The sequence below is a fragment of the Desulfonema magnum genome, assembly GCF_017377395.1.
Lineage (GTDB): Bacteria > Desulfobacterota > Desulfobacteria > Desulfobacterales > 4be13 > Desulfonema_C > Desulfonema_C magnum.
In genome coordinates this window covers 4,106,919-4,128,316 of the sequence record NZ_CP061800.1, presented here as the reverse complement: position 1 = coordinate 4,128,316, position 21,398 = coordinate 4,106,919, and the positions used below count along the sequence as shown (strand labels likewise).

Genomic DNA, 21,398 nt, shown 5'->3' with positions numbered 1-21,398 from the left:
GGTTTTCAAAACCTCATGAATTCAGGGAGACACATCAAAAATATCGTGGCCGGGTAGTGGTGATTGTTCAGGAGTCAGGGATCAGAATTAATCATCCTTTGGGAACTTTTCGGAAAATGCTTCCATAGAAAAATTCGGCATGAAATCAGTCTGTTGCCGGAAAATTTGTGTGGTCATCCGAGGCCGTTCCGGGTCATGATTGCTGATTCTCAGCTCCTGAATATCTGAATCATTACAAAAAATGATTATTCAATTTTATTAGCTTATTGTCTGAATATGCAATTGTTAATGACAAGTCAAATGATTTCTAAAAGCATGTTTGATCCGAAATAAATATGTTAATTTAAAATCAGATAGTTAAGATATAAGTTCGAATAGCTTGAATTTTAGTGTTCAGCTATTTTGACCATAATTTTTGTTTCGGCCATTTCAGCAGGTTATTGGCCGAACCCGGATTTTCAGAATGAAAGGATCAACCTAATTTACAGCATGTTAAACCTGTTAATCGTTTAATCTTATGAATCATGGTTCAGAGCATAAAGCTGAAACAAAGATCATCGCCTCGTTTTTCTTCATGTAATCATTCCCTGAATTTTTCATAAAAAACACTTGAAATATCTGAAAAAAAAGCTTATAAAAATATGTCATGTCATTTTTTCCGGCACGAATTTTTGCATACAGAATTCAGAGACTGAAATTAAGCGATTCTGACTTGGAAATTTCGGCAGATCAGAAAACCGCTGACTTACCGGACACATAAATTCCATGCCATAAAAAAACAGAATTCGATTATCAGCGTATTCTGGCAGATTTTCGACCTGTGCGGTTACAATTTTTGTAGGGTGGATGGAGCGAAGCGGAACCCACCGAAATTCAGTAAACGGTGGGTTCCGCTTCGCTCCACCCACCCTACAGTTTTTTTAAATTTCAAAGCGTTATATTTAACTGCACAGATCGCAGATTTTTGACATAGAATTGAAAAAAGATGGCGTCATTGACCGAATTATAAAAAAATATATTCATTAGATCGAAAAAGTTATCAGCCATCAAAAGGAATCATTATGAATCAAAGCAAATATGACCGGTTGGCAACATTAGATCGAAAAAGTTATCAGCCATCAAAAGGAATCATTATGAATCAAAGCAAATATGACCGGTTGGCAACATTTTTAAATAATCTGCCAAACAAAATGAAAACTCAGTTGGAAGAGTTGAAGAAAAACGGGAGAGAATTGGCTGACAAAGATGATTTTCTGTGGTTTATTTTACTTCAGAGTTTCTCAACAATGGGGAACAGCAGAGGCAGGGACGCTCTGATCGGCACAGAAAGCAACTACAGGCGTGTCACATACGATTATGTGAAAAATGAGGTAAACGAATCAGAAAGGCCGGAGCATTTTGACAGGGTACTGAGAGATGCGAAAGTCAGAATGCCCGGCAAGAAAGCGGAATGGCTGTTTTCAAATCTGAATCGTATCGAAAGCTGGGGGGGAGTGGCGGAAGCGAACAAAATTGCATTTTCCAAGAAAGGGCGCACTGAAAAAATCAGATTCATGAAGTCTTTTGACGGCATCGGTGACAAATATGGCAGAAATATCTGGATGGACATATATGATAAAGACTTTCATGAATCTGTCGCTGTTGATGAGAGAATAAAAAAAATTTCCAAAGCCTTGGATGTCTCGTTTACGAAATATGATGATCACGAAAAGTTTTATTTGGAACTGGCAGGAAAGACAAATCTTCAGGGCTGGGAGCTTGACCGGCTTATGTATCACTTCAACACTGAGATCCTTGAGGCAATAAATAGCTGACAATCAGCACCTCGGAAACATTTTGTAAAAGCCTTGAAAGGGCTTGTTAAAATGCGCCCCTCCAAGGCTGTATGTATTCCAGAAAATCCCATTGAACGGAACCAGTGCCGCAAATCAAAAAACGAGTTGAACCCATTCAGCATATTTAAAAATGAAAGATATTTCTTTTAGATTTATAAAATGGAATTTTCCTGTTTTTATTTGTTTTATAATTATCGTCTGTCTAATTCTTTATAAAATAGAAAATAAAAATCAGCTTTCCACGATGAAAAGACTTGGCTATCAGATCACTCAGCAGACCGCGTCGGCGTTGGAAAACTGGGTTACGGATCAGATAAGAATTGTAAAGATTATTGCAAATGACACTCATGTTATCGAAGCATGTAAGGATCCGGAAGATGCTGAAAAAGTCAGAGAAGCGCATGAGGTTCTGCTTTCCTTTCATAAGCAGTTTGATTATTATGAAAATCTGCCGCTTGCGTCAAAAATGTCTCCGGATAAGACAGTTGAAATATCTGTTGACGGATCAGTCATAAAAGTCGGAGACGGACAGTTTTTTACAGATACCGTCAAAGGCAAAACTGTTGGCAAAGCCGGTCCTCAGCGCAGTTATATAAAAAAAATTTATGAAAATAAGGATTGTTTTATAAGTGAGGTATATCCGAGCATATTACGGGGGAATCCTATTTTTGTAATCTCCGCGCCTGTAAAAGATGAAAACGGAAATATCGTGGGCGTGGCAGTTGTTTCCCCGCAGATGAGCTATTTTACAGATCTTTTTGTAAAAAAAATAAAGGTCGGTGAAACTGGTTACATGTTTTTTATTGATGATCGGGGTATATCCATTTCCCATCCGGACACCACACTGATCTTAAATGATAAGACAATGGAAAAGCAAAGCCTGGTATTTTCAAATATCCTGAAAGGGAAAACCGAATTTAAATCACAATTTGAAGGGATTGAAAAAACATATATCGCCCGTAAGGTAAATATCAGGGGGGCGGATATATTGCATGACTGGTATATTGTTTTTACCCAGTCTGACAGGGAAATCTTCACATCAAAAGTTTTTTCGCTGAACATAATAATAGCCGGTCTGGTGATGATTGTTATTTATCTTGTTGTAATGTTTTTTGTATCAAAAATAATAGTCGTGCAGCCCATCAGCAACGTATCTGATCATCTGAACCAGGAAATCACTGAAACAGATTCGATTTCCGAACAGATTTCTGTTCAGACCAAATTGTTGAAACAAAGGTCCGGGGACCAGTCTTTGTCTGTTGGAAAAATATCTTGCTCGTTGGAAGAAATGTCCTCAAAAATAAAAGAGAATGCTGAAAGTGCCAGGCTGTCCAAAATTTCAAGAAATGAATCCTCAGATGCATTGAGGACTGCTGACAAAGCTATGAAAAAAGCCATCAGAGCAATGGCTCGGATCAAATCAAAAGGGGAAGATACAGGCAAAATAATTAAAACCATTGATGAAATTGCTTTTCAGACGAATCTGCTGGCACTAAATGCTGCTGTCAAAGCTGCCCGTGCCGGTGAACTTGGTGCGGGCTTTGCCGTTGTCGCGGGAGAAGTCAGAAATTTGGCATTGCGTACCACCGAGGCAGCAAAAGATACGCAAAATCTGATTGTTGACACAGTGACTGAGATTGACAACGGAGCGGAACTTATAAAAAAAACTTCGGAAGCGTTTAATATTGTGATAGAAAGTAATACAAGACTTGCCGAACTTATAGAAAAAGTAAGTGTGTCTTCTGATGAGCAGGTACAGGAAATTGAACAGATTCATTTCATAGCTGAGGAGATCAATACATTAATACAGAAAAATAATGCGGATGCTGAAAGCTTTATTTCGGCTGCTTCAAAGTTGGATGTTCAGGCCCGACAACTGAATGATTTTGTTTTTAAATTAAACAGTCTTGTCAGGAACGGATAAGAAATATATATAACCAACTGAATCAGTTTTATAAATACAGGGTTCTGTCCAAATTTGGAACACTGCCGAATTTTTTTTATCTGCTGTTTATTGCTTTCAGATTTTATGATAAGGCTCCTATGGACTGACAGAGAATTTAAACATCACAAGCCGGATAGCCATTCAGGCCATGTGGCAGACTTCCGAGGTTTTTAAAACCTCGGAGGGCTTCGGCAGTCTGACCCGTCAGAATCATTGCGGTCAGGTAGCAGATGTCAGAATTTTCTGTGTACAGGACAAAAAGTCGCGGTGCGGGAAGAAACCCGGCTTTTTTCCAGGACGAGACACCTTCCTCCGTCGGAAAAACCCGGGTTTCTTTGCTACTCATCTTTTTTTGTCCTGTACACAGCAAAATTTTATAATTTCCTATACAAAAAAATTTAAAAAAGGTACTGAACAATAATGGATGAAAAATACAGCCCAAAAGCCATTGAATCCAAATGGCAAAAGATTTGGGAAACGACAAAACTGTTTAAAGTGAAAGAAGACCCTGACAAGGAAAAATATTATCTGCTGGAAATGTTTCCCTATCCCTCCGGAAAAATTCACATGGGGCATGTGCGGAACTACACCATCGGAGATGTTGTGGCACGCTATAAAAGAATGCGGGGATTCAACGTGCTCCATCCCATGGGCTGGGACGCGTTTGGTATGCCGGCTGAAAACGCGGCCATTGCCAACAATTCCCACCCGGCCAAATGGACTTATGAAAATATTGACACCATGCGGTCCCAGCTCAAAAGCATGGGGTTTTCTTATGACTGGGACAGGGAACTTGCCACTTGCACGCCCGAATATTACAGATGGGAGCAGTGGCTCTTTCTCAAAATGTACGAAAAAGGCATGACATACCGGAAAGAATCCTTTGTAAACTGGTGCGAAACCTGCCAGACAGTTCTTGCCAACGAACAGGTGGAAGCGGGAATGTGCTGGCGATGCGGGAAACAGGTGCGTCAGAAAAAGCTTTCCCAGTGGTTTTTCCGTATCAGCGACTATGCCGAAGACCTGCTGATTCATTGCGACAAGCTCCCGGGATGGCCGGAAAAAGTCGTCACCATGCAGAAACACTGGATCGGAAAGAGTTTCGGAGCGGAAATTCATTTTCCCATTGAAAATTCCGATGAAAAAATAACCGTGTTTACCACCCGGCAAGATACGGTTTTCGGCGCGACCTTCATGTGTCTTGCTCCGGAACATCCGCTTGTGCTGACGCTTTCAAAAGGAACAGAGCAGGAAGCAGAAGTTTCAGCATTTGTGGATCGTATGGCATTGCAGGACCGGTCTGTCAGGGCCGTGGAAAGCTACGAAAAAGAAGGGGTTTTCACAGGCGCATACTGCATCAATCCGCTGACTCGCAGAAAGATGCCCATTTACACTGCCAATTTTGCGCTGATGGAATACGGAACCGGCGCGGTCATGTCCGTGCCTGCCCATGACCAGCGTGATTTTGATTTTGCCAAGAAATACGGACTGGATATCATCATTGTTGTAAAGCCCTCTGATAAGGAACTTGATCCCGCGGCCATGACCGAAGCCTATACCGATCAGGGAGTTATGGTCAATTCCGGCCAGTTTGACGGCATGGACAACAAAAAGGCCCTTGATGAAATTGCAGCGTATCTTGATGAAAATAATCTTGGAAAAAAAACAGTCAATTTCCGTCTGAGGGACTGGGGAATTTCCAGACAGCGATACTGGGGCGCGCCCATTCCCATGATTCATTGCAAAGAATGCGGGATCGTTCCGGTTCCCGAGGAAGACCTTCCCATTGTACTGCCGGAAGATGCCAATCTCCTGGAAGGCGGGAAATCTCCCCTGCCCACGCTGGATTATTTTACAAAAACAACGTGCCCCAAATGCGGCAGTCCTGATGCCAGAAGAGAGACCGATACCATGGACACATTTGTGGAGTCTTCCTGGTATTATGAGCGATATTGCAGCCCCCATTACCATGACGGGATTTTTGACAAGGCGGCTGTGGATTACTGGATGCCTGTGGATCAGTATATCGGCGGAGTGGAACACGCGATCTTACATCTTTTGTATTCCCGGTACTACACCCGCGTGTTAAATGACCTGGGACTCGTCAAATATAAAGAACCGTTTACCCGTCTGCTGACCCAGGGGATGGTCTGCAAAGAAACCCTTTCCTGCCCTGAACACGGTTTTCTTTATCCTTATGAAGCAAAAGGAAGCGGTGAAAACCGCCAATGCACCAAATGCGGCAAACCCGTTGTTGTGGGACGCGTGGAAAAAATGTCCAAATCCAAAAACAACGTGATTGACCCCAAGACCCTGCTTGAAAAATACGGCGCGGATACCACGAGACTCTTTTGCCTGTTTGCCGCACCTCCGGAAAGAGACCTGGAATGGAGTGAGCAGGGGGTTGAAGGGGGGCATCGCTTTTTGAACCGTGTCTGGCGGCTTGTTTCAGATTGGACGGAGCTGACAAAAGACGCTGTACTTTTTAACGGTAATCCTGACGAATTGGAAGGTGACATCCGTGATTTGTACAAAAAAATTCATGAAACCATCAAAAAAGTGACCAGTGACATTGAAGACCGGTTTCATTTTAACACAGCCATCAGCGCGGTCATGGAACTCGTGAACGCAATGTATGACGCTGACCAGCAGAAAAACACACCCCACGCCCCCCGGGTGATGAAATTTGCCATGGAATCTGTTGCCCTGCTTTTATCCCCCATGGTTCCTCATTTTGCTGATGAACTCTGGAATATCCTGGGACATAGCGGCAGTGTCCTCCTGGAATCTTGGCCCTCATACAGGGAAGATGCCCTTGTAAAAGATGAGCTTGTAATCGTGGTTCAGGTCAATGGCAAACTCAGAGGCAGATTCACTGCCAACGCGGACACGGATGACGACGCGCTCAAAGAAAAAGCCCTTGCCAATGAACAAGTTCAAAAATTCATCAACGGCAAACCCATTAAAAAAACAATCGTTGTTAAGAAAAAACTGGTCAATATCGTGGTTTGAAACTGGAAACTGGAAACTGGAAACTGGAAACCCGGTGCGGATACTTCACGTTCTGATTCTGCCCATCGTTCAGGACGCGAAGCGTCCCGAACGACATTTCCACGCGAAGCGTCGCCGCCATTAAGTTAAGCTTTCCGGAGTGCGAAAATTATTTTTTGCGCCCTCGCCGGAAACGGTTTTTGCCACCCCGGATGATTTTTAACTTAATGGCCAGTGACGTGAGGTGTGGGAACAAGAACAAGTGTGAATTTTTCATCAGCTGGTAATAAGCCATAGATTACAAATTGGAAATCAGAGAAATGAAATACTTTATTGACATTGCAAATTTCAAAACCCAAGTTTCAAGTTTCAAGTTTCAAATTTCAAAACCCAAGTTTCAAGTTTCAAGTTTCCTTCTTTTTCTGTGTATATTTTTTTCAGCCTGCGGCTACAAATTTGAAGGGGGAGGAAATTTTCCAGGTGGTATTAAGAGCGTTTATATCACCGTCTTTGAAAACCGAACGGCTGAAACCGGGCTGGAAACAATTTTCGCAAATGATTTTATTGATGAATTCACCAGACGCGGGAAATTGGTTTTAGCGGGAAGGGACAGTGCCGAGGCGATTCTTGCGGGAGAAATTAAGTCTGTAAATCTAGAAACTGTTTCCCGCAGGGAATCACATACCGCCCTTGAGCGGCAGATTAAGGTTGTAGTTGCTTTGAAATTAACCAGTTCAGATGGCAAGGTCATCTGGTCAGCAAAACAGATTTCGGCCCATGAAGCATACATTGTGATGCCTGACAAGATGACAACAGAATATAACAGGCAACAGGCCATTTCAGTGATATCAGAAAAAATAGCAGAGACCGCTTATGATCATCTGACAAGCGATTTTTAGTATTTGTTCAGGGTTCGGTGGGAAAAAAACCAGGTTTTTTAAAAAAACCTGGTTTTTTCCATTTTTTTTCTAACTTAGGCGGCAATCCTGTTTACAAGCTTGGAAAGGCGGGAGATTTTTCGGGAAGCATACCTTTTGTGGATCACCCCTTTCTTAGCGGCCCTGTCAATTGCAGACTTTGCAATATTGAGTTGTTCAGTAGCAGTTTCCGAAGACTTCTCATCCACAGCGGTCTGAATATCTTTCAGAATACTTTTTATTCTGGTTTTTGAGGCCTTGTTACGAATGCGCCTGACCTCGTTCTGTCGCGCGCGTTTTAATGCAGATTTATGATTTGCCAAACTTTGTAGCTCCTTTCTGATTTTTAAGTTTTATAAACTTTTATAAATACAAAATTGATAAATATTCGTCAAGTCACTTTATCTTTTTTTTTCTTTTTTTTCTTCTTCTGTTTTCGCTCTTCCCTTTTTTTCGCCAGTTTTTGTTTCTGCTTCGCTAATTTTGCTTTCTGCTTTGCCAATTTTCTTTTGATATCTTCCTGATACTTTTGGACAGCCGAATAGCAAAAATAATAAGCCATAACAGCGAGGGGCAAACCGATAATGACTCCCCCGATGATCATGGCCCATATAATTTCAGGCCCTTTGGATAACATCGCAAAAATAGCGGCCGGCTGAAAATCATCGGACAGCTTGCTCGTATTGTTAATGCCAAGCAAAGTCGCTCCGATAATATAAGTGATGCCGTAAATGACAGGTGCTGTCAGGGGATTGGATATCCAGACACCTACAGCCGCGGAAATTTTGTTCCACTTCAAAAGTGAAGCAAAAAAAATAGCTATGGGAGTTTGAAAGCCAATGGAGGGAGACATCCCAATAAAAATTCCCAAAGCAAATCCCAAAGCAATCTCCCGAGGCTGACCGCGGATTTTAACCAATCTGTCATAGGTTTTTTTTAAAGCAGTGTGAAACTTACTTTTTTGATTACCAATATGCTCATTTTTTTTTTCCATAGATTCTTTCCAAGATTAAAATTTTTTATTATAATATTATTTTTATTGTTAAACAAGAATTTTTCATGTAAAATTAATTTAATATGATCAGGATTCACTTTTTAGCAAGCCTGATTTTTTCAAAGAATCGGTTTTAAATTGATTTTAATCAATTTAATCAGTGCATTGTTTCACTTAATGTTCTACATAAAATCTAATGGAATTTTTTGAAAATCCAAAACTTCAATTCATAATTTCAAGTGAGACAATGCAGTTCTCTGATACTCTTATTTCCGTGCAACGCGCCGGAAGGGCGGCAGGACTATGATAACTGTTTTTTAATAAGGGAACTCAAAATAAATAATATACCTGATACAAAAAAAGTAGGGTGGGTCACCCTACTTTTCCACATTTTCGGGTATTTTATTTTTTGGGAAATCCCTAAGTAAGAAGGGGGAACAATGGCTTTAGATGGTCATAGGATAGAAGAGCTGACTGAGTTTGGAATGGAAGTAATGCGCCGTTCAGGTGAGAAAGCAATTTCTTATTATGGCAAAGGCAAGCCTCATGTAAAATTTGATGAAGAACTGATCACGGAGGCCGAAGTTGATCTGACAGAATTTTTCAAGACCCGGCTTCATGCTGATTTTCCTGAACACCAGATATTTCAGAACGATCCGGAAGATGATAAAGACTACACCCATGAAGGAAAGCGGTATTTATGGATTTATGATCCGTTAGACGGCGTTGCCAATTTTCAGGCGGGCATTCCCATATGGGGAATTTCCCTGGCTCTGTTTGATAATTTCTGGCCTGTTTTCGGAATGTTTTATATGCCTTCCACTGGTGATCTTTTTAATGCCCGGGCAGGGCATGATGCATTTCGGGGAAATGAGAAAATAAATGTCTCACCTCAGGAAAATATTAATGATGAAAGCCTTCTCCTTACCTATTCACGATTTCACCGGCATTATAATTCCGGATTTTCAGGTAAGATTCGTAATATGGGATGTACTGCCGCTCATATATGTTATGTTGCCATGGGCCGTGCCGAGGCCGCTGTGATTGCCAACGAATCTTACGAGGACCTCGCGGCGGCATGGATCATTGTTGAAGCTGCCGGGGGGAAATTCTATAAAATGGACGGAAGCGAGTTTGTCATCGGTGAATACCTGGAAGGACAAAAAAGCAATGAGCATCTCCTGGTGGCCCCTCCTGATACCTGCTCCCAAGTGCTTGCTTTTCTGAATAAAACTTCTGCTTAGATATATCTGAAATGTCTGATTCTGACGAGTTTCGCGCTTTCCTCCGGCATTATGGGAATCCCTCTTAAAAAAAGGGGGATTCTCAGGAATTCCTCTTCTTTTATGCCCAATGCTGTTGATTTAAAAATAAACAGGTTTTCCGGTATATTATCCGGAGTGCGAAAAATGCTTTTTCGCAAATGCAAAGATGCAAAGATGCAAAAATAAAATTTTTGCACTCCGGATTTTTTCGGAACAGCCTCGGTTAGTTATATTATCCGGAGTGCGAAAAATGCTTTTTCGCAAATGCAAAGATGCAAAAATGCAAAAATAAAATTTTTGCACTCCGGATTTTTTCGGAACAGCCTCGGTTAGTTATATTATTCGGAGTGCGAAAAATGCTTTTTCGCAAAGCAACTTCTAAAACAACCCCGGAGCATCTTCTCTGCTTTCGGCTGTTTCAGCCAGACATCTTTCCCGGACTGAACACCGCTCCTCCAGGTTATACACGCGCCTTCCGGTCCTGCCGGGTTCTAACTCCTAAATACGCTTCTCAACCATTTCTCCGACATTCCCGTGCCTCTCCGGTTCTTTCTCAGACTCATTGTGTCTGTCAATGTCAGCAGGAGGCCGGGAAAGCCCCGCAGGGGCGGCATATCTGTAGCAGCAGGTTCGCGGACCTCCGCCGGGCACCGCAGGAGGAACATAAGTAGCTGAACAAAAGTTTTTTATATTTGCCCGGGAAGAAACCCGGGTTTTTTCCCGGAATGATCCGCCGCCCCTGAAGGAAAAACCCGGATTTCTCCGCCGTTCGCAGAAAAAAGATATATAAAAAACTTTCGCACCGGTACTTATTTGTAGCAATCGGTCGAATATGCCGCCCCCGCGAAGCATTGCCGGCTTTCTCCTAAATCCGTTATATTCAGGAAACAGATTTTTATGAGTATTAAATTTAGCTATTGACATTTAATGTATTTCTGGTAACTTGCTGATTTATAATTAATAATCTTTAATTATAACCTGATTATGACGGAATTAGGGGAGGGGCGGTTAAGCCCGCTGTATTTGCAGCAGGTCTAAAACATGCCGCTCCCATGGGGCGTTACCAGCCTCCCCTAAATCCGTTATAATCAGTAAAAAAAAATTTTTCGATCCGGTGTTTATGATTTTAACGGTTCCATTGGCAAACAAAAAAAGGAGGAGTGCTATGCAGAAAATTTTTAATAAATGGGATAAATTTTTTATAGCGATTACATGCTTACTGTCAGTGTGCCCGGCATTTGCCGCTGATATTCAAAAAGCTCCGGAACAAATTCAGGCGGCAATTTTTGTGAAGCTTCTCTCTTTTAACGAAGGACTAAATAACGGAGGTGATATTTCCATTCATGTGATAGAGGATCCCCATTTTGCTGCAGAAATGAAAACAATAATAGGGGAAAAAATCGGAAGGTCAAAATTGGCGATTGTGAGTGAAAGTTCCGACTTGCCATCTGAAAAACCTTCTGTAATTTATATTGGTGATGCGTCAAAGCTGGATACAGTCATCCGTTACACAAGGGCAAACAAGGTGTTAAGTATTACCGGAATACCGGAACTTGTAATCAGAGGGGTCTCACTGGGGGTCGGCATTTCCGGCAGAAAACCTCAGATCCTCCTGAATCTCTCATCGTCAAAAGCTGAGGACATAAGCTGGAATCATGCCATACTTAAAGTTTCAACAACCTTTGAGTGAAAACGCTGACATATTCAGAAGTCTGGGATCAGGTACTTAGGAAGCCAGAAAGAACGCATTATCCCAGCCGAGGCAGGCGGAGATATATTTTCCAGGCGTTCTTAGGGATTTTCGTGGATAACATCAGGTTGTTCCTGATTCACAATATTTTTCATTCGGATATGGAATAATATCCGGAGGCAGCCTGCTACCGTTTCCCTTCTGTACAAAGACAAATAAAAATTGTCATCGGAACAATGTCTTTTTTCCGAATTCCCTGACAATATTCAGCAGATGGAAAATTTGGAAAATCCGGAACAGATTTTCCCCTGAGGGGGCGGGGGGGCTCGCGTGAACCAGCTTCGGAATCCCACCGATTCCCTTCAACGGGGGATTTTCCATCTGCTGACGGTTTTTGTCCGTCAGAAACGGAAAAAAGGAAGGTGATGAAACTTCTGCAATTCACAGAAAAACATAACTGATTTCAGGAGGTCCTGCGTGTTTTTTTACTCGATGATCAAACTTTTTTCTGTCATTCCGTTCGACTGAGTTCACGCCGAAGCCTGCGAAAGCAGGAATGACAGGCTTTTTGTCCGAACCGGGTCAAAAAACCTGATCATCGAGTTTTAGGAAAAAAAGGGAAGTTTCGGTATGCTTAAGAAATGTCCCCCTTGTCAGAGAACAGCATGATTCACGGGTCATGTCAATCATCGGCAGAACCAATGAAATGATGAAGTTACACGCGCCTGAGATTATTGGTCTGTGATTATGCCGCTTTTGTGCCATGTTCAGATTTTTTTTAAAAAAAATTGCTTGATAAGCAGATAATTATAACATAAAGTAAATAAATTATCTTATAATTGTAAAACATAAATAACAGATATTTTCAAATTGTTTGCAGAAACACTTGTTTCCTGACAGCGCATAGAAAAGGAAAATCTTTTGGGAATTCATAACATTACAAAAGAACACAACCAATTTCGGGAGCAACTGCGTATTTTTCTGGAAAAAGAGGTGATTCCGTATGCGGATGAGTGGGAAAAACACGGGATTATCCCCAAAGAGGTTTGGAAAAAGATGGGACAGGGGGGATTTCTGTGTCCTTCCCTCTCTCCGAAATACGGGGGGGCAGGAGGTGATTTTTTTTATTCACTGATCGTCATCGAGGAGATGGCCAGAACGAATCAGTACGGGCTGATTCCAAATCTCCACAGCGATATTGTGGTCCCGTACATTGAGAAATACGCGTCTGAAGAGATCAGAAATAAATACCTCCCCGGATGTGTTTCCGGTGATATCATCACTGCCATCGCTATCACCGAACCGGACGCGGGCAGCGATATTGCCGGAATGACAACCACCGCGACAGAACAGGGGGACGAGGTGATCATCACCGGGTCAAAGACCTTTGTTTCCAATGGGATCAATGCTGATCTCGTGATCCTGGCTGCCCGGGATTCTTCTGTGGAAAACAGAAATTTCCCCATATCTCTTTATGTTGTGGAAACTGACACTCCCGGGATCAAAAAAGGAAAGCCGTTTAAAAAGATGGGATGGCACAGCCAGGACACGGCAGAACTATTTTTCTCTGACTGCTGCATCCCCGCAAAGAACCGTCTGGGACAAAAAGGGACGGGATTTGCCATGCTCATGGAAAAGCTCCCGCAGGAGCGACTCATCTGTGCCATGATGGCCGTGGCCGCTGCAGAGCGGTTTGTGGAAACGACCATGACCTACTGCAAACAGACCATTGTCTCCGGAATGCCGATCTCAGCGTCTCAGACGGTACAGTTTGCATTGGTAGAAATGACCACCGAGGTGAAAATGGCAAGAGCCTTTGTGGATAAGGTGATATCGGATTACACAGAAGGAAAGCATGTGGTCGCTGAAATATCCATGGCCAAGTATCGAACCACTGAAATTGCCAAACAGGTGGCAGATCAGTGTCTGGATATTTTTGCTAATCTCGGCATGTTGGAAAAATGTCCCATAGCAAGGGGGTTTCGTGATGTGCGGCTCATGCCGATCTTTGGCGGAACCAATGAAATTATGAAGCTTGTGGCTGCAGAACTTCTGGGTCTGACAGAGGAGCATATTTCGTTTGAGCAGTTTCCGGAGCCACATGTCAATTACTGGAAATCCCAGTTGGCCAACATCCCTGCTTTGTTGGAACTTCCCGCGGACCGGCCCCGTCCTCCGGTTCGAACCTTCCGATACGCTGCCGAGCATTTTCACCTTCATCCTGACCTGGCAATGCGGCTGAAAAAGTTAAGCGAGGATTCAGATGTTTCCCTGTCTGTGATGCTGATGACAGTCTTTTTGACGCTTCTTTCTCGTTACACCGGACAAGAGGACATTGTGGTTGCCATGCCTGTTCCCAATAATACGCTGGCTCTGCGTGTTGATCTTTCGGGAAATCCGGATGTTCGGGAATTGCTGAACCGGGTCAGGGAAGTAACACAGAATGCCTATGATCACAGGGAACTGCCCTTTGAAAAACTGGCAGAAATATTACAACAGGATCAGACCTCCCTGTCTCAGATAATATTTGCTTTGCGGGATATTTCTGAAGACATCGAAAGCCTCTCAGGAGCGTTTGATTTGGCGCTGATACTGGAGGACACGGAATCGGGACTCAGCGGAACATTTAAATATGATACCGAGCTGTTTGACGCTGCTAGTGTTATCCGTGCAGCAGGACATTTTGAGACCTTATCGGAGGGGGTGACGGCAAATCCGAATCAGGCCATTTCCCAGTTGCCTCTGCTGACCGAAACTGAGCGGCATCAGTTACTTGTGGAATGGAACGATACCCGGACAGAATATCCCGATGACAAATGTGTCCATCAGTTGTTTGAAGCACACGCTGAACAAAATCCGGATGCCGTGGCTGTGGTGTTTGAGGATAAACATCTGAGTTACGGAGAACTGAATGCCCGGGCCAACCAAATCGCGCATTATCTGGGTTCATTGGGTGTGGAACCGGAAGTTTTGGTAGGCATTTGCGCAGAGCGGTCTTTTGAGATGATCGCGGGGATTATGGGTGTACTCAAGGCAGGCGGTGCTTATGTGCCGTTGGACCCGGCATATCCGCAGGATCGCTTGGCATTCATGCTGTCAGACGCCCGGATTCAGATACTGCTGACACAGGAAAAATTGCTTGGGAATCTTTCTGAACACACAGCAAATGTGATCTGTCTGGACAAAGACTGGGATGTCATTTCCCAGGAAAACATGGAAAACCCGGTCACCCGAGTAACACCGGAAAACCTGGCTTACGTGATTTACACCTCGGGATCCACCGGAAAACCCAAAGGCGTTTTGCTGATTCATCGCGGATTGTGTAATCTGTCTTCCGCGCAGATTCAAATGTTTAACCTGCAATCGGATAGCTGTGTTCTTCAATTCTCTTCTTTCAGCTTTGACGCGTCTGTCTGGGAAATTGTCATGGCGCTTTGTTCCGGAGCAAGGCTCTGTCTGGGAACATCAGAATCTCTGCTTCCCGGTCCGGGGCTGACGCGTCTGCTGAATCAGCAGTCTGTCACGCATGTGACCTTTCCTCCGTCAGCCCTGGCCTTTCAACCTGGTGAGGCATTCCCGGATTTACGGAACATTATTGTGGCCGGAGAAGCCTGTCCCCCTGATCTGATAGCGAGATGGTCAGAAGACCGCTGTTTCATCAATGCCTACGGACCGAGTGAGGCCACTGTCTGCGCCGTTGCAACCGAATGTCTTGAAGGTGATCAGAAACCGCCTATCGGCCGTCCCATCGCCAATACCCGGATCTACATTCTGGACAGCTGTCTCCAACCTGTTCCGGTCGGAGTTCCCGGGGAACTGCACATCAGCGGCATCGCCCTTGCCCGGGGATATCTCAACCGTCCGGAACTGACTGCTGAGAAATTCATCTCCGACCCTTTTGGCGATGCACCGGAAGACCGTCTTTACAAAACCGGAGATTTGGCCCGGTACCTGCCTGACGGCACCATTGATTTTCTTGGCCGCATTGATCATCAGGTAAAAGTCCGCGGCTTCCGCATCGAACTCGGAGAAATCGAAGGCGTCTTATCTTTACATTCTAATGTAAATCAGGCTGCGGTTATCGTTCGGGATGACAAGCCCGGTGACAAACGACTGGTGGCCTATATCGTGCCTGAAGTGACTCCGGATCGGATACCTTACCAAACCCTTTGCACAGCAGAATTTGAACAGAAGTGGATAAAAGTACGCACAGAAGATATCTCAGCGGGCGGGGTCTGCCTGACAGGAGTTCCGGATACTTTTGTTAAAGGTAAACCTGTCCGCCTGGGGCTGGTGCTGCCGGGTAAATCCGAAGAATACTGGCTCAGGGGAAAAATCAGATGGCGTCAGGCACGACGCGTTGGCGTTGAATTTGAACTGTTGCCGGCCGAGGAGACGCTTATTCAGCAAAGCATGACATATCTCCTCCGAAGCCGAAATATCTTGAAGCTTCTGCAACGCACAGCCAGCGGGCAGTTGCGTGAGTATTTGAATCAGAAGCTGCCTCATTATATGATACCTTCCGGTTTTGTATTTCTGAATGCTTTGCCGCTGACGCCGAACGGCAAGGTGGATCGCCGTGCGCTTCCTGTCCCGGATACATTTCAGATGGCTGAAAAGGGCAATTTCATCGCGCCCCGCACGCCTACGGAAGAAATCATTGCCTCTGTTTCTGCCGAAGTCATGAACCTGGAACAGATCAGCATCCATGATAATTTCATTGAATTGGGACAACATTCTCTGATGGCTGTTCAGATCCATTCCCGCTTGCGGGACAGGTTTAAAGTGGAACTGCCGCTGACCTGTCTTTTTGAATCGCCTACGGTAGCCAGATTGGCAAAGCTTGTTGATGAAACGCTTCAGAAAGGGCAGAAGGTGAAAACTCCGCCGCCCATACGAGCTGTTCCGCGAACTCGGAATTCTGGCAATTAAGTACCTGACCATAAGTTTTCGATATTTGCCCGGGGGAAGAAACCCGGCTTTTTTCCCCGGAATGATCCGCCGACCCTGAAGGAAAAAGCCGGGTTTCTCCGCTGTTCGCAGAAAAAAAGATGTAAAAAACTTTTGATCGGGTACTTAGAATCATTCCATGTTCAAGGAAAAAATAAATGTATATTTTAGTTATCAGAATAGCAAAAATTTAAGGTGATCAGATGAATCAGAACAATATCCAAACTTTTCCTCTTTCCTTTCCCCAGCAGCAGTTGTGGTTTATCACCAGCCTGAACCCTGAGCTGCCGATTTATAACGATGCCTTCAGCATTCGCATTAGCGAAAACATAGATACTTCGGCATTGGAGCAGAGTTTCACGGAGATGATCCGGCGTCACGAAGCCTTGCAGACCACCTTTGCCACAGCAGACCACGGGAAACCTGTTCAGGCAATTCATCGTCCCTTTCCTTTTTCTCTGCCGCTGACAGATCTTCGTGAACTCCCTGAAGCTGAACGGGAATCTGAATGTTTGCGGATGGCCGCAGAGGAAATGAACCGCCCTTTTGATCTCACCCGGGGGCCGCTTCTGCGAGCCATCCTCATGCAATTGGGAGACACCGATTATCGCTTGTTCTTTGTTGCACATCATATTGTAATGGACGGAATATCGGTTTACCGTATATTTTTTCCGGAATTGGAAACACTTTACAGGGCTTTTTCTTCTGGAAACCCCTCACCCCTCCCTGAGCTGAGGATACAATATCCCGACTTTGCCGCATGGCAGCGGGAATGGCTGCAAGACGAAGTCCTTGCGCCCCATCTGGCGTACTGGAAAAAAAAGCTGGAAAACATGCCTGTATTTCAGCTTCCCACAGACCATCCCCAGGCGTCAGCAGTGACATCCAAGGGGGATCGGCAAGGCTTTGCACTGTCCAAAAATCTGACAGAGGCACTCAGGACCTTAAGTCGTCAGCAGGGGGTCACGCTGTTCATGACACTGTCCGCGGCCATTAAAACACTGCTTTACCGCTATTCAGGGCAGGAAGACATTGTCATCGGCACATTCACATCAGGGCGCGGCCAGTCAGAACTTGAAGATGTCATCGGGCATTTTCTCAACGCGCTGGTTCTGCGTACCGATCTTTCCGGTAATCCCGGTTTTCAAGACCTGCTGAAGCGGATACGGGAAGTGACACTGGAGGCTTATGAGCATCAGGACATGCCTTTTGATAAGCTGGTGGCAGCGCTCCGGCCGGAGCGCGGAATAAGTCAGAATCCCCTTTTTCAGGTTGCCTTTGTGCTTCAGCCTGCTCTGCCGGAACATCATCCTGCATGGGACATAAGCCTGACGGATGTCCATTCCGGCACTGCGAAGTTTGATTTAACCTTTTCACTGGATGACCGGGAACAAGGCATCATCGGCAGTATAGAATACAAAACCGATCTTTTTAATAAGGCTGCGATCACCCGAATGATCGGACATTTTCAGATGCTGCTGGAAGGCATTGCCGAGAATCCGAATCAGCGAATCGGAGAATTACCTTTGCTGACTTCGGAGGAACGGCATCAGTGGCTTGCTGAATGGAATAATACTCAGACAGCGTATCCCCGGGACAAATGTCTTCATCAATTGTTCGAAGCCTGGGCAGAAAAGACTCCGAATGCCATAGCACTTGTGTCTGAGGAGAACCGAATGTCTTACCAGGATCTGAATACCAGGGCCAATCAGCTGGCTCATTATCTTCAAAAACTGGGAGTGGGGCCGGACAGTCTGGTGGGCATCTGTGTGGAACGATCTTCAGACATGGTTGTGGGAATTTTAGGAATCCTCAAAGCAGGCGGCGCGTATGTGCCTTTGGAACTGGCTTATCCTGAGGAACGTCTTGGTTTTATGCTGGAAGATACCCGGTTATCGGTTTTGCTGACCCAGCAAAAACTGATAAGCGGATTGCCTGATTACGGAGGGCATATCATCTGTCTGGATACGGACTGGAAAACGATTTCCCGGGAAAATGAGGACAATCCGGCTGCCGAAGCAACACCCGATAATCTCGCTTATGTAATTTACACTTCCGGTTCCACCGGGAAGCCCAAAGGGGTTCTGATAACTCATTACAATGTGGTGCGCCTCTTTCAGGCAACAGATTCATGGTTCCGCTTTAATGAAAATGATGTGTGGACGCTTTTTCACTCCTACGCATTTGATTTTTCAGTCTGGGAACTATGGGGCGCGCTCCTTTACGGAGGCCGTCTTGTGGTGGTTCCCTACTGGGTGAGCCGGTCCCCCGAAGCCTTTCATGAATTGCTGTGCAGAGAGCAGATAACGGTTCTCAACCAGACCCCCTCTGCATTTCGTCAGCTTATTCGGGCAGATGAAGCTTCGGACGCCGGCCGGGATATCAGCTTACGCCTGGTGATCTTCGGCGGGGAGGCGCTTGAGCTGAAGAGCCTGAAACCGTGGTTTGAACGACACGGAGATCAGTCTCCTCAGCTAATCAATATGTACGGTATCACGGAAACGACCGTTCATGTCACATATCGCCCCCTGACCATAGCTGATTTGGCCAGCCCGGGATCTGTGATCGGTTCTCCAATTCCTGATCTTCGGCTTTACATACTTGACAGGCAATATGCAGCCTCTGCCGGCCGGCATTCCCGGTGAAATGTATGTTGGCGGCGCGGGCGTGGCACGGGGCTATCTCAATCGTCCCGAGCTGACAAAAGAGCGGTTCATAAAAATAGAAACCGGAGAATTTTCAGGAATGCGTCTTTACAAGTCCGGGGATCTGGCGCGTTATCTTTCGGACGGGGATGTTGAATATCTCGGACGGATTGACCATCAGGTGAAGCTTCGGGGATTTCGTGTGGAACTGGGAGAGATTGAAAGTGTGTTGGCAGGACATCCTGATATCCGGGAAAATGTGGTTATCATCCATGAAGATGAATCCGGTGCCAGACAGTTGGCGGCTTATGTTGTTTTCAAAAAAGAACCGGCTCCCTCTGTCAAAGCACTACGAGAATTTCTCAGGCAGAAGCTGCCTGATTACATGGTTCCTGCGGCTTTCGTACCCATGGACGCGTTGCCGCTGACCCCGAACGGCAAAACAGATCGTCGTACGCTGCCGCGGCCTGATCTGCTCCGAAAAAGACCCGAAGAAGGTTTTGTCCCTCCCTGTACCACCACGGAAAAACTCCTGACCGATATATGGGCCAAGGTCTTGAAACTGGATCGAGTCGGTATTCACGACAATTTTTTTGAACTGGGAGGAGATTCTATTTTGAGCATGACCATCCGGACAATAGCGGGTCAGGTGGGAATCCAGCTTACTCCCAGACAGATATTTGAACATCAGACCGTTTCCAAACTGGCTGAGGTGGTGACAGAAACTGCCGCTTCGGTCCGGGCGGAGCAGGAAGTGATAACGGGACCGTTGCCGCTGACATCTGCTCAGTATTATGTGTTTGAACATAGTATGCCCGAATGCCACCACTTTAATATGTCTGTTCTGATTGATGCACCGCAAAACCTGGAACCGAATGAGTTTGAGGAAATTATTCGCCAGTTGCTGTTACATCACGACGCGCTGCGCTTACGGTTTAAATCATTGTCTGATAATTGGCGGGACTGGGAGCAAATCAATGCCGAGCCGGATGAAACAGTGCCTTTCACGGTGACAGATTTATCGGGTCTTTCACCCGAGGACCAGGAAACCGCGGCTGAGTCCGAAATCGCTAGGCTGAGAAAAGGACTGAACCTTTCAGAAGGCCCTGTCACCCAGGCAGGTCTGCTCTTTTTTGGCTCGGACAAACCTGATCGTTTGGTGATAGTTATGCATTATCTGTCAGCCGACAGCATGTCGTGCAGAATTTTACTGGAGGACTTCTTTACTGCCTGCGGACAGGTCGGACGCGGAGAACCGATTCAGCTTCCGCTCAAGACAACAGCTTACAAAGACTGGGCTTACCGTTTGGCAGAGTATGTCAAGTCAGAATCATTAGCCGCAGAGTCGGACTACTGGCTGTCGGATGTCCGGTCTCATATTCCTTCTTTACCGGTGGACTATCCATCTGGCAAATCAGCTAACACTGTGCTTTCAACAGGTTGTGTTCTGAATTCTCTGGGAGTTGAAGATACCCACGCATTGTTGTATGACATACCGGGCATTTACAATTCCCAAATCAATGATGTGCTGCTGGCTGCTCTGTTGCAAACCCTGAATCGTTACTCCGGAGAACTGGCCCTGCTGGTTGATTTGGAAGCACATGGCAGAGAGGAACTTTTTCCGGATACTGATCTGTCTCGCACTGCAGGCTGTTTTACTATTGTATTTCCTGTGCTATTGAAGCTGGAAACGGATTCTCATCCCGGGAACATCGTGAAATCTGTCAAAGAACAGTTGCGCAGCATTCCTCAACGGGGTATCGGCTACAGCCTTCTTCGGTACATGAGCAGAGATGAAACCATTCGCCGCAGACTGGAGGCGATGCCTCAGGCAGAAATAAGTTTTAATTACATGGGGCAGTTTGATCAGTACTTATTTGAATTTACCCGCAGTCAGCAGGGAAATCGTTTTCATCTGCTGGAAGTGGACGGATTTGTGGCCGAGGACAGACTGCAAATGAGTTGGAGGTACAGCGAAAACATTCATAAACGGGCTACGGTCGTGCATTTGGCTGAAAGTTTCATGGAAGTGCTGAAATCTTTCATTACAAACCGCCAGTCATAACAGATAAAAAGGATCAGGATCAGTATTTGCCACGGCCCCCTTCACTCTCATTCCCACGCTTTGCGTGGGAATGCAGAGGGGACGCTTCGCGTCCTGTTTTT

At 45.1% G+C, this 21,398-nt stretch carries 12 protein-coding genes; 9 read left to right on the top strand and 3 right to left on the bottom strand.

Features of this window, described 5'->3' with window-relative positions; translation table 11 throughout:
- The first annotated feature begins 1,061 nt into the window (after positions 1 to 1,061).
- Complete coding sequence (locus dnm_RS16005; RefSeq protein ID WP_207677926.1) at positions 1,062 to 1,814, top strand: hypothetical protein; 753 nt, start codon at positions 1,062 to 1,064, stop codon at positions 1,812 to 1,814.
- A gap of 265 nt (positions 1,815 to 2,079) precedes the next feature.
- Entirely contained in the window at positions 2,080 to 3,759 is a 1,680-nt protein-coding gene (locus dnm_RS16000; protein ID WP_207677925.1) for a methyl-accepting chemotaxis protein, read from the top strand.
- Between the two features lie 136 nt (positions 3,760 to 3,895).
- On the opposite strand, the gene dnm_RS15995 is transcribed toward dnm_RS16000, so the two are convergent.
- On the bottom strand, positions 3,896 to 4,126 hold the full coding sequence (locus dnm_RS15995) for a hypothetical protein (RefSeq protein WP_207677924.1): 231 nt from the start codon (positions 4,124 to 4,126) through the stop codon (positions 3,896 to 3,898).
- Between the two features lie 74 nt (positions 4,127 to 4,200).
- Between dnm_RS15995 and leuS the strand changes: the two genes are divergently transcribed.
- Complete coding sequence (gene leuS / locus dnm_RS15990) at positions 4,201 to 6,792, top strand: leucine--tRNA ligase (RefSeq protein WP_207677923.1); 2,592 nt, start codon at positions 4,201 to 4,203, stop codon at positions 6,790 to 6,792.
- A 299-nt stretch (positions 6,793 to 7,091) separates the two neighbouring features.
- Positions 7,092 to 7,670, top strand: coding sequence for an LPS assembly lipoprotein LptE (lptE, locus tag dnm_RS15985; protein WP_207677922.1), 579 nt, complete (start codon positions 7,092 to 7,094; stop codon positions 7,668 to 7,670).
- A gap of 74 nt (positions 7,671 to 7,744) precedes the next feature.
- On the opposite strand, the gene rpsT is transcribed toward lptE, so the two are convergent.
- Together rpsT and dnm_RS15975 are read right to left on the bottom strand one after the other, a co-directional pair.
- Positions 7,745 to 8,011 (bottom strand): 30S ribosomal protein S20, encoded by a 267-nt coding sequence (gene rpsT / locus dnm_RS15980; protein WP_207677921.1) that lies wholly within the window; start codon positions 8,009 to 8,011, stop codon positions 7,745 to 7,747.
- Positions 8,012 to 8,079: 68 nt separating this feature from the next.
- Entirely contained in the window at positions 8,080 to 8,682 is a 603-nt protein-coding gene (locus dnm_RS15975; RefSeq protein WP_207677920.1) for a DUF2062 domain-containing protein, read from the bottom strand.
- Positions 8,683 to 9,122: 440 nt separating this feature from the next.
- Between dnm_RS15975 and dnm_RS15970 the strand changes: the two genes are divergently transcribed.
- The 5 genes from dnm_RS15970 (at position 9,123) to dnm_RS31310 (ending at position 21,297) form a co-directional block, all read left to right on the top strand.
- Positions 9,123 to 9,926, top strand: coding sequence for an inositol monophosphatase family protein (locus dnm_RS15970; RefSeq protein WP_207677919.1), 804 nt, complete (start codon positions 9,123 to 9,125; stop codon positions 9,924 to 9,926).
- A gap of 1,186 nt (positions 9,927 to 11,112) precedes the next feature.
- On the top strand, positions 11,113 to 11,637 hold the full coding sequence (locus dnm_RS15965) for a YfiR family protein (protein WP_207677918.1): 525 nt from the start codon (positions 11,113 to 11,115) through the stop codon (positions 11,635 to 11,637).
- A gap of 921 nt (positions 11,638 to 12,558) precedes the next feature.
- Entirely contained in the window at positions 12,559 to 16,569 is a 4,011-nt protein-coding gene (locus tag dnm_RS15960; RefSeq protein WP_207677917.1) for a non-ribosomal peptide synthetase, read from the top strand.
- 221 nt (positions 16,570 to 16,790) lie between these two features.
- Complete coding sequence (locus dnm_RS15955) at positions 16,791 to 19,232, top strand: non-ribosomal peptide synthetase (protein ID WP_207677916.1); 2,442 nt, start codon at positions 16,791 to 16,793, stop codon at positions 19,230 to 19,232.
- Positions 19,201 to 21,297 (top strand): condensation domain-containing protein, encoded by a 2,097-nt coding sequence (locus dnm_RS31310; protein WP_207677915.1) that lies wholly within the window; start codon positions 19,201 to 19,203, stop codon positions 21,295 to 21,297. Before dnm_RS15955 ends, dnm_RS31310 begins: the two co-directional genes overlap by 32 nt.
- The last annotated feature ends 101 nt before the right edge of the window (positions 21,298 to 21,398 follow it).

Coding starts and splice junctions, on each gene's coding strand:
- dnm_RS15965 (WP_207677918.1), top strand. CDS start 11,113: ATGCAGAAAATTTTTAATAAATGGGATAAATTTTTTATAGCGATTACA.
- dnm_RS16000 (WP_207677925.1), top strand. CDS start 2,080: ATGAAAAGACTTGGCTATCAGATCACTCAGCAGACCGCGTCGGCGTTG.
- dnm_RS15995 (WP_207677924.1), bottom strand. CDS start 4,126: ATGAGTAGCAAAGAAACCCGGGTTTTTCCGACGGAGGAAGGTGTCTCG.
- leuS (WP_207677923.1), top strand. CDS start 4,201: ATGGATGAAAAATACAGCCCAAAAGCCATTGAATCCAAATGGCAAAAG.
- dnm_RS15955 (WP_207677916.1), top strand. CDS start 16,791: ATGAATCAGAACAATATCCAAACTTTTCCTCTTTCCTTTCCCCAGCAG.
- dnm_RS15975 (WP_207677920.1), bottom strand. CDS start 8,682: ATGGAAAAAAAAAATGAGCATATTGGTAATCAAAAAAGTAAGTTTCAC.
- dnm_RS31310 (WP_207677915.1), top strand. CDS start 19,201: ATGCAGCCTCTGCCGGCCGGCATTCCCGGTGAAATGTATGTTGGCGGC.
- dnm_RS16005 (WP_207677926.1), top strand. CDS start 1,062: ATGAATCAAAGCAAATATGACCGGTTGGCAACATTAGATCGAAAAAGT.
- dnm_RS15970 (WP_207677919.1), top strand. CDS start 9,123: ATGGCTTTAGATGGTCATAGGATAGAAGAGCTGACTGAGTTTGGAATG.
- lptE (WP_207677922.1), top strand. CDS start 7,092: ATGAAATACTTTATTGACATTGCAAATTTCAAAACCCAAGTTTCAAGT.